We start from the raw sequence: 2,008 nt of genomic DNA on the forward strand, positions 1-2,008 counted from the left end.
ATCGCGACGCTGGAAGAGGCTTTGCGCGAAGCGTGGCGCGTCTTCGACTCTCTTGGCGCATACCAGTCTGACGACGCCAAGCTTGCAGTACTGAGCGGGCATGCTTTTTCGTCGGCGGCGTACAGGGTCCGCACGGCAATGCTCAAGGTTCAGAGGGGAGTCGCATGAGATCCGCTGCCACCATGCCCGGCCCCGGCGACGCATGCACATGGCCGGCGTTTGCGATGTTGCCCGGCGATCCGCGAGCGCCTGACGTTGCCGAGGAACTTTCCGACGCGATGGACGTGTGCGACGAGCTGCGATTGTGGCTGTCGGTTGCCGACAAGGCGATTGCACGATCGGACGTTGCCGGATTCCGCGCCGCCATGCAGACGGCACAGCGTTACCTTGCCGGGATGACCTTCTGATGGGCGACGACGGCGGCGTGCAGTTCTGGCAGCAATATCAACAGTGGGAAGAGGAAGAAAATGAACGTTTATCAGGCAATCAATGCGGTGCAAAAGGCACTGACGAAAACAGGGATAGCGAAAGACCGGACGGCGCAACAGGGGGCGAATTTCAAGTTCCGCGGAATCGACGACGTATATAACGCACTGGCACCGCTGCTGGCAGCGAACGGGCTTTGCATACTGCCGCGCATGCTGTCGCGTAAGTGCGACGAGCGCCAGAGCACTGCAGGCAAGGCGCTTTTCTATGTCACCGTCGAGGCGGAATTCGATTTCGTGAGCGCAGAAGACGGAAGCAAGCACGTCGTCAAGACGTTCGGCGAGGCCATGGACAGCGGCGACAAAGCCACGAACAAGGCCATGTCGGCAGCGTACAAATATGCATGTTTGCAAGCGTTTTCGATTCCAACGGAAGGCGATAACGATGCTGACGCAACAGCGCACGAGGTTGTACACGCCATGCCGGAAAGCGTCATTGTCGATTTCAAGCAGGCGATGTTCGACGCCAAGGATGTCGAGTCATTGCGCGCCGAGTTCGCCAAGGCGTGGGCCGCCGCAAACGCTATCGGCGACACTGCCGCACGGGGCGCCTTGAAGGAATACTACGACGCGCGCAAAGAAGAATTGGTGTCCGCAGCATGAGCTACGAGCCTCTTTACAAGATCGCGTCTGCTTACGCCGAAGCAGCAGCCAGGCTTGCAGAAACGGACCTGGACGATCAGACCATTGCAGACACTCTGGAAGGTCTGGCAGGAGATCTGCGCGACAAAGCGATAGCCGTCGCCTCAGTGATTCGCAACATGGAAGCGGACGCAAAAGCCATTCGCGAGGCGATTTGCGACATGGAATCACGGCTAACGCGGATCGAAACTCGCACGGTCGGCCTGCGCGAATACCTGCTGACGACTCTGCAAGCAACGAACATTCGCAAGGTCGAATGTCCGTGGTTTGCCGTGTCGGTCAAGAAAAACTCGCCACGGGTTGTTATCGACGACGAATCGCTATTGCCAACAGAGATGATGACCATAAAGCCACCGCCGCCGACACCAAACAAGCGAGCAATTGCTGATGCACTGAAGGCCGGGTATCCGATTGCCGCACACTTCGAGCACTCTGAGCGGCTCGAAATCAAATAGAAAGGATCACATGAAACTGATCGGAATTGCCCGCCTCGGCCGAGACGCAGAAATCCGCCACACGGCTAGCGGCAAGCAGGTCGCGTCACTGGCGTTGGCATACGACTACGGAATGAAGGATGACGGAACCGGAAAGAAGCCGACGCAATGGGTATCCGCCTCTCTATGGGGCGACCAAGCCGGACGCCTGCAATCGTACTTGACCAAGGGAACCGCGCTTCTTGTCACCCTGCGCGATGTGCATATCGAGCCGGGCAACGGCGACTACGGGCCGAAGCTCGTCGGCACCGTCGCGGATGTCGAGTTCGTGCCGAAGCAGCGCGACAGTAACACGGCACCGGCAAATCCTGCGCCACGGAAGCCGACGCCGGCACCGAAATCCGCCAGTTTTGACGACGACGACATACCGTTTTGATCGCCACCATG

The 2,008-nt window shown here is 58.8% G+C and carries 4 protein-coding genes; all 4 read left to right on the forward strand.

Annotated features, from left to right (window positions below; translation table 11 throughout):
* The first annotated feature begins 164 nt into the window (after positions 1-164).
* The 4 genes from P5540_19835 to P5540_19850 are packed head-to-tail and all read left to right on the forward strand — an operon-like array spanning position 165 to position 1,997.
* Positions 165-407 (forward strand): hypothetical protein, encoded by a 243-nt coding sequence (locus tag P5540_19835; protein ID HRT67065.1) that lies wholly within the window; start codon positions 165-167, stop codon positions 405-407.
* Positions 408-467: 60 nt separating this feature from the next.
* Positions 468-1,088, forward strand: coding sequence for an ERF family protein (locus tag P5540_19840; protein ID HRT67066.1), 621 nt, complete (start codon positions 468-470; stop codon positions 1,086-1,088).
* Positions 1,085-1,582 carry a siphovirus Gp157 family protein gene (locus P5540_19845; GenBank protein ID HRT67067.1) on the forward strand — a complete coding sequence of 166 codons (498 nt, stop codon included), beginning with the start codon at positions 1,085-1,087 and terminating at the stop codon, positions 1,580-1,582. The genes P5540_19840 and P5540_19845 overlap by 4 nt, the downstream gene beginning before the upstream one ends.
* A 10-nt stretch (positions 1,583-1,592) precedes the next feature.
* The gene (locus P5540_19850; GenBank protein ID HRT67068.1) at positions 1,593-1,997 is read left to right on the forward strand and encodes a single-stranded DNA-binding protein; all 405 of its coding nucleotides are present in this window, start codon (positions 1,593-1,595) and stop codon (positions 1,995-1,997) included.
* The last annotated feature ends 11 nt before the right edge of the window (positions 1,998-2,008 follow it).

The sequence above is a fragment of the Candidatus Hydrogenedentota bacterium genome (assembly GCA_035450225.1).
Taxonomy (GTDB): Bacteria; Hydrogenedentota; Hydrogenedentia; order Hydrogenedentales; family SLHB01; genus DSVR01.

Bases quoted from the DNA above. Each gene is read 5' to 3' on its own strand.
- P5540_19835 (HRT67065.1), top strand. From the start codon at position 165: ATGAGATCCGCTGCCACCATGCCCGGCCCCGGCGACGCATGCACATGG.
- P5540_19840 (HRT67066.1), top strand. From the start codon at position 468: ATGAACGTTTATCAGGCAATCAATGCGGTGCAAAAGGCACTGACGAAA.
- P5540_19845 (HRT67067.1), top strand. From the start codon at position 1,085: ATGAGCTACGAGCCTCTTTACAAGATCGCGTCTGCTTACGCCGAAGCA.
- P5540_19850 (HRT67068.1), top strand. From the start codon at position 1,593: ATGAAACTGATCGGAATTGCCCGCCTCGGCCGAGACGCAGAAATCCGC.